Genomic DNA, 6237 nt, shown 5'->3' with positions numbered 1-6237 from the left:
GCCGCGCGCGACCTGCTGTTCGAGGCCGCCCACCGGCCCGATGCGGCCGACGTGCCGCGCCGCATCGCGGTGCTGCTGCTGGCCATCGACCTGCGCGACACGCTGCTGGGCAGCGAGCTCGACCTGGACCTGCTGGGCCACGATGCGGCGGCCGAGCGGCTGCGCGGGCAGCTGGCCGCCACCATTGAACACACCGCCGCCGCGCTGGACCGCATGGCCCTGGCGCTGCAGCTGGGCCTGCCGGCCGACCCGCCCACCAGCCGCCACCAGCCGGCCCTGGCCGACGCGGTGCAGGCCTTCGGCACCCAGCCTTCACGCAGTGCGCTGGCCACCGCGCTGCTCGACCGATCGCGCCACATTGCCGACGACCTGGCCCGCATGCAGGCGGCGCTGGCGGGCCTGCAGGTGCCGCAGCCGCTGGGCGCGGCCGAGCTGCGCTTCTTCGTCTCGCCCGAAGGCTGGCCGCTGGCGGCGCTCAAGCCCCACCTGCGGCTGGGCTCGCCCATCCTGCGCCATGCGCTGCGCAGTGCGGTGGCGCTGGGCACGGCCTACTTCCTGGCGCTGGCGCTGCCCTGGGCTTCGCACCCGCACTGGCTGGTGCTCAGCGTGGGTGTGGTGCTGCGCGGCAACCTCGACCAGACGCTGTCGCGCCGCGATGCGCGGGTGGCCGGCACCGTGCTGGGCTGCCTGCTGGTGCTGCTGTTCGCGCAGGTGCATTCGCCGCTGCTGTCCAGCCTGGTGTTCCTCCTGGCGGCGGGCACCTCGCATGCGTTTGTCAACGTGCGCTACCTGGTCACCGCCACCGCCGCCACGGTGATGGCGCTGGTGCAGGCCCACCTGGCTGACCCCAGTGGCGGCTTCGGCGTGGGCGAGCGGCTGGCCGACACGGTGCTGGGCGCGCTGCTGGCCTGGGGCTTCAGCTATGTGCTGCCCGCCTGGGAACGGCGCGGCCTGGGCCGCCTGGTGGAACGGGTGCAGCGCAGCCTGCGCACGCTGGTGAAAGAAGCGCTGCGCTGGCCCGAAGCGGGCGAGCGCGACGTGGCGCTGCGCCTGGCCCGGCGCGAGGTGTACGAGGCCATCGGCGGCATTGCCGCCAGCGCCCAGCGCACCCGGGCCGAGCCGCGCAGCGTGCAGGTGCCGCTCTATGCCATGGCCACGCTGCTCACCCAATGCCATGTGCTGCTGGCCCAGCTGGCCGCGGTGCGCACCATGCTCAACCGCCGGGCCGACCGGCTGGACCGCGAAGCGTCCGAGCAGGCGCTGCAGGCGGCCGCCCAGCAGATCGACCAGCTGCTGGCCGCCATCGGTCAGCCCGGCGTGGCGCCGCCGCTGCCACCGGCGGCGGCCGCACCGCAGACCACCGGCGACCTGCGCCTGCCGCCGCTGGGCAACCAGGAGCCCTTGCTGCCCTGGCTGCAACGCCGCCTGGGGCTGGCCGTGCAGGGCGCCCGCCGCGTGTCGGCGGCTGCGGTGGCGGTGAAGGAGGCGCCGCAGCGCGAAAACTGAGCTGCCGCGGGCGCGGCTACCAGCGCTCGGGCAGCGGCTTGGCGATGACCAGGGCCTTGCCGGCCTTGACGACGTAGCCGCCGCGTTCCAGGTCCTTCATCAGGCGGCTGACCATCTCGCGCGAGGCGCCCACGTGGTGGGCCAGGGCCTGGTGGGTGGGGCGCTCGGGGATGGTCGGGCGGCCGTCGGGGCCTGGCTGCGCCATCTCCTTCAGCACCAGCACCAGCCGGCCGTACACGTCGTTGAGCGCGATCTGCCGCGCCGACAGCGTGGCCGAGCGGGCGCGGCGGATCAGCCGCGAGATCAGCACATAGGCGAATTCGGGCCGCTCGCGCAGGAACAGCGTCAGCGTGTGCCGCGTGACCACCGCGCATTCGGTGGGCTCCAGCGTCATCACGCTGGCCGAGCGGGGTTCGCCGTCCAGGCTCATCTCGCCCACGTAGTCGCCCGCGCCGTAGAAGCCGTAGGTCACTTCGCGGCCGTTGCGGTCGGCGGCGAACACCCGCACCCGCCCCGACAGGATGATGAAGAGCGAATCGCCGGCCTCGCCCTCCTGGATCAGCAGCGCATGGCGCGGCGCCCGCAGGCGGCTGCCGCGGGCGGCCAGTTCGGCCAGCAGTTCGGCGGGCGAAGGCGCCGGGCCGGGGGAAGGAACAGGCGAGGGCAGTTCGTCGGGCATGGGCGGACCCCCTGTGGATCCGCCGATGCTATCGGGCTCGGGCCCGCCGGCCCGCCTGAGCATCCCCCTACATCGCCTGCGCGGCGGCGGCGCGGCCACCCACCCGCAGCGAGCCGACCAGCGGCGGCAGCAGGGCCACGGTGCGCATCATCTCGTCCAGGTTGTGCGCGCCCAGCTTGGTGCGGATGCTGCTGATGTGGGTGCGGGTGGTGGACACCTTGACGCCGCAGCGGTGAGCGGCCTCGGCCGGCGAATCGCCATTGCACAGGTGCATCAGCACCTGGGTTTCGGTGGGCGTCAGGCCGTGCGCCTTGCCGAAGGACAGCGCGGTGAGTTCTTCGCACATGCGGCGTTTGCCCAGCATCACCAGCACGCCGCTGGCCTGCGCGGCGGGCGCCGTCTGCAGTGGGGTGACGGCCAGCGTGGCGCGCTGGCCGAGGCCGGTGGTCACGGCCACCAGGGTGCGCAGGCCGCGGCGGCGGGCGTTGTCCATCGCGGCCTGCAGCGCGCTGGTGTCGCGCTCACGGCAGGCCACCAGCCGCCGGCCCTGCAGCTGCAAGGGCAGCCCCGCCTGCAACTGGGCGCGGGCGGCGTGGTTGGCGTGCTGCACCTGGTCGTCGGCATCCACCAGCACCAGGCCGTAGTCCACCTCGTCCAGCACCAGGGCCATCGCGGCCGCCCCCAGCGGATGGCCGCGCGGCGGGTCGTCGGCGCGCCGCAGCGGGTGCTGCGCGTCGGTGAGCTGGGTGGCCGGCAGGCCGGACCGGGTGCCCCAGGTCACGGGGCTGGCATCGAAGGCATGCGTCGTCATCTTTTCTCTCCTGGCGCAACACAACGGTTGCTTGCAAGAAAAGACTAGTTGTCACGTCTTATGTCAGGGCGTGAATGTGACCGGCAGGTTTGTGCGGTTTTCACATTCGCCAGTCGCGCCTCCTCTCACAGGGGGAGGCAGGCCGGACCGTCCTTCGTCCGCACGAGGCAGCGCCTGCCGTCAGCACCTAAGTTGCTGGCACGGCAGCTCGGTGTCCGGCTGCCGAGCCATCAGTACCAGGGCGCCGCCGGGAACGACGATGGACGAGCATGACGAGACCGAGATCCTCCATCCGCTGGAACGGCGCTGCCTCCTGCTGGCCGGTGTGGGCACATCGCTGCTGGTGCTGGCCGCGGTGCTGGCGCTGTTCGATGGGGACGGCCGCACGCCCTGGTTCCCGCCGGGCGGATGGGCAGCCAGCGCAGCCGCGCGCTGCCAGGCGCCGCAGGCCGGCCCGGCGCGGCATGAGTGCCTGCGCCAGATCGCCCAGGCGGCCCGCGCTTCGGCGCCGCTGGCGGTGGCGGCGCGCTGAGGCGGGTCGGGCCAATCTCAAAAGGTGACGGCCTGGCCGTCCTTGCGCGGGTCGGAGCCGGCGACGTAGTGCTGGCCGTGGCGCAGCACCAGCTGGGCGCCGCCGAAGGCGAACACGCCGCTGCCGGTTTCGATGGTCACCTGGTGCCCGCGGCGCTGCAGCTCGGCCACCACCTCGGGCGCGAAGCCGGGCTCCAGCGCCACCCCACGGCCGCCGGTCACGCGCCAGCGCGGCGCGTCGACCGCGGCCTGCGGGTTCTGGCCGTGGCGCAGCACGCGCATGGCCATCTGCACATGGCCCTGGCTTTGCATCGGCCCGCCCATCACGCCGAAGCTCATCTGCGGCGTGCCGTCGGCATTCATCGCAAAAGCCGGCACGATGGTGTGCGAAGGCCGCTTGCGCGGGCCCACCTGGTTGGCATGGCCGGGCTCCAGCACGAAGCCGTGGCCGCGGTTCTGCAGGCTGATGCCCGTGCCCGGCACCACCACGCCTGAGCCGAAGCCCATGTAATTGCTCTGGATGAACGAGACCATCATGCCGCTGGCGTCGGCGCAGCTCAGGTACACCGTGCCGCCGGGGCGCGGCGAGCCGTGGCCGGGGTCGCCGGCCTGCTGGCGGTCGATCAGCGCCGCGCGTTCGGCCAGGTAAGCGGGGTCCAGCAGGGCCTGCGGCGGCACCTGCATGTGGTCGATGTCGGCGTTGTGGCGGTGCAGGTCGGCCAGGGCCAGCTTCATCGCCTCGATCTGCAGGTGCACCGTGTCGACATGGTCGATGGGCAGGTCGTCGGCGCCCAGCGCTTCCAGCATGCCCAGCGCCATCAGCGCGGCGATGCCCTGGCCGTTGGGCGGGATCTCGTGCACCACCGACTGGCCGAAGCGCTGCGACAGCGTGCCGCACCAGTCGGCCCGGTGCTCGCCCAGGTCGGATTCGGTCATCGCGCCGCCGTGGGCCTTGGCGAAGGCGGCGATCTTCTCGGCCAGCGGGCCGCGGTAGAAGGCTTCGCCCTGGGTGTCGGCAATCGCTTCCAGCGTGCGGGCGTGGGCCTCGCTGCGGAACAGTTCGCCGGCGCGCGGCGCCCGCCCTTCGGGCAAAAAGCACTCGGCAAAGCCGGGCTGGCCGCCCAGCCGCTGGCCGCCCATGGCCCACAGCGTGGCGATGATGGGCGAGACCGGAAAGCCATCCCGTGCATAGCCGATGGCCGGCGCGGCCACCTGGGCCAGCGGCAACTTGCCGAAGCGGCGCGACAGCTCCACCCAGGCCGAAACGGCGCCGGGCACGGTCACCGCGTCCCAGCCGGCATCGGGCATGGCGGTGCGGCCGGCATAACGATCGGCCGACCAGGCGGCCGGCGAGCGGCCCGAGGCATTGAGGCCGTGCAGTTGCTGGCCGTCCCACAGGATGGCGAAGGCATCGCTGCCGATGCCGCAGCCGGTGGGCTCCACCACCGTCAGCGTCATCGCGGCGGCCACGGCCGCGTCCACCGCATTGCCGCCGGCCAGCAGCATGCGCAGGCCGGCCTGCGCCGCCAGCGGGTGCGAGGTGCTGACCACGTTGCGCCCCAGCACCGCCGAGCGGGCGGAGGCGTAGGGCTGGGTCCAGTCGAGGGAGTTGTCTAGACGACTCATGATGATGGCGAACCTTAATCGATGGTGATCTTGCGCTCGCGGATCAGCTGACCCCAGCGCTGGCTGTCCTTGGCCACCATCGCAGCAAAGGCTTCGGGCGACTGCGGCGCGGCGGGCTCGGCGCCCAGCTGGGCCAGCTTGGCGCCCACTTCGGGCGCCCGCAGCGCCTTGTTGAAGGCGGCGTTGATCTGCCGCACCACGTCGGCCGGCAGCCTGGCCGGGCCGTACAGGCCAAACCAGGTGACCGAAGTGAAGCCGGGCAGGCCGGCCTCGGCGACCGTGGGCAGCTCAGGCATCAGCGGCGAGCGCTGGCCGCCGGTGACGGCCAGGGCCTTCAGCCGGCCGCTGCGCACATGCGGCAGCCCGGTGGGAATCGAATCGAACAGCACCTGCACATTGCCGGCGGCCAGGTCGGTCAGCGCCGGGCCGGTGCCCTTGTAGGGCACGTGCAGCATCTGCAGCCCCGCCTGCGAGCGGAAGGCTTCGGTGGTCAGGTGCACGATGGTGCCGTTGCCGCTGCTGGCGTAGTTCAACTCGCCGGGGTGGGCCTTGGCATAGCTGATCAGCTCGGCCACGTTCTTGACCGGCAGGCCGGGCGTGACCAGCAGCACGCTGGCTGCATCGGCCACATGGGCGATGGGGGTGAAGTCCTTCACCGGGTCGTAGGGCGCCTTGGCCATCAGATGCGGCGAGATGGCGTGGGTGCTGCTGGTGGTGAACACCAGCGTGTAGCCGTCGGCCGCGGCGCGCATGCCTTCGGTGGCGCCCAGCGTGCCGCCGGCGCCGGCCTTGTTGTCGACGATGAATTGCTGGCCCGTCTCGGTGGCCACCTGCTGGGCCACCACGCGGGCCACGGTGTCGGTGGCGCCGCCGGCCGGAAAGGGCACCACCAGCCGCACAGGCTTGGCCGGCCAGGCCTGGGCCTGGGACAGCAGCGCGAAAGTGGCCAGGCCGGCACCGGCCAGGGAACGCAGGAACAGCTTGCGGGACAGGCGCATGGTGCGGAGCATGACAAAGGGATGACCGCGCATCCTAGAAAGGGCGGGCGGCGCGGACAAACACGGATTGGGCAAGGCTGCGTTGC

6 protein-coding genes are annotated in these 6237 nt (G+C 72.7%); 2 read left to right on the top strand and 4 right to left on the bottom strand.

Annotated elements, in window-relative coordinates; all coding sequences use genetic code 11:
* Positions 1-1506, top strand: a 1506-nt coding sequence (locus ABNT58_RS14220) for an FUSC family protein (protein ID WP_348754118.1), incomplete at its 5' end; no start/stop codon positions are given.
* A 16-nt stretch (positions 1507-1522) separates the two neighbouring features.
* On the opposite strand, the gene ABNT58_RS14215 is transcribed toward ABNT58_RS14220, so the two are convergent.
* Together ABNT58_RS14215 and ABNT58_RS14210 are read right to left on the bottom strand one after the other, a co-directional pair.
* Positions 1523-2185, bottom strand: a complete 663-nt coding sequence (locus ABNT58_RS14215; RefSeq protein ID WP_348754117.1) for a Crp/Fnr family transcriptional regulator — start codon at positions 2183-2185, stop codon at positions 1523-1525.
* A gap of 67 nt (positions 2186-2252) precedes the next feature.
* Positions 2253-2996, bottom strand: a complete 744-nt coding sequence (locus ABNT58_RS14210) for a helix-turn-helix transcriptional regulator (protein WP_348754116.1) — start codon at positions 2994-2996, stop codon at positions 2253-2255.
* A gap of 259 nt (positions 2997-3255) precedes the next feature.
* Here ABNT58_RS14210 and ABNT58_RS14205 point away from each other — a divergent pair, with 259 nt between their 5' ends.
* Positions 3256-3528: a hypothetical protein gene (locus tag ABNT58_RS14205; RefSeq protein ID WP_348754115.1), complete on the top strand. Its 273-nt coding sequence runs from the start codon at positions 3256-3258 to the stop codon at positions 3526-3528.
* Positions 3529-3545: 17 nt separating this feature from the next.
* Here ABNT58_RS14205 and ABNT58_RS14200 read toward each other — a convergent pair whose 3' ends face one another.
* Both ABNT58_RS14200 and ABNT58_RS14195 read right to left on the bottom strand, forming a co-directional pair.
* Entirely contained in the window at positions 3546-5153 is a 1608-nt protein-coding gene (locus tag ABNT58_RS14200; protein WP_348754114.1) for a gamma-glutamyltransferase family protein, read from the bottom strand.
* A gap of 14 nt (positions 5154-5167) precedes the next feature.
* On the bottom strand, positions 5168-6151 hold the full coding sequence (locus tag ABNT58_RS14195; protein WP_348754113.1) for a tripartite tricarboxylate transporter substrate binding protein: 984 nt from the start codon (positions 6149-6151) through the stop codon (positions 5168-5170).
* Positions 6152-6237: the final 86 nt, after the last annotated feature.

The organism is uncultured Aquincola sp., assembly GCF_964001545.1.
Classification (GTDB): domain Bacteria; phylum Pseudomonadota; class Gammaproteobacteria; order Burkholderiales; family Burkholderiaceae_C; genus Aquincola.
Note: the sequence above shows the minus strand (reverse complement) of the source record. Positions and strands in the feature narration are given on the sequence as shown.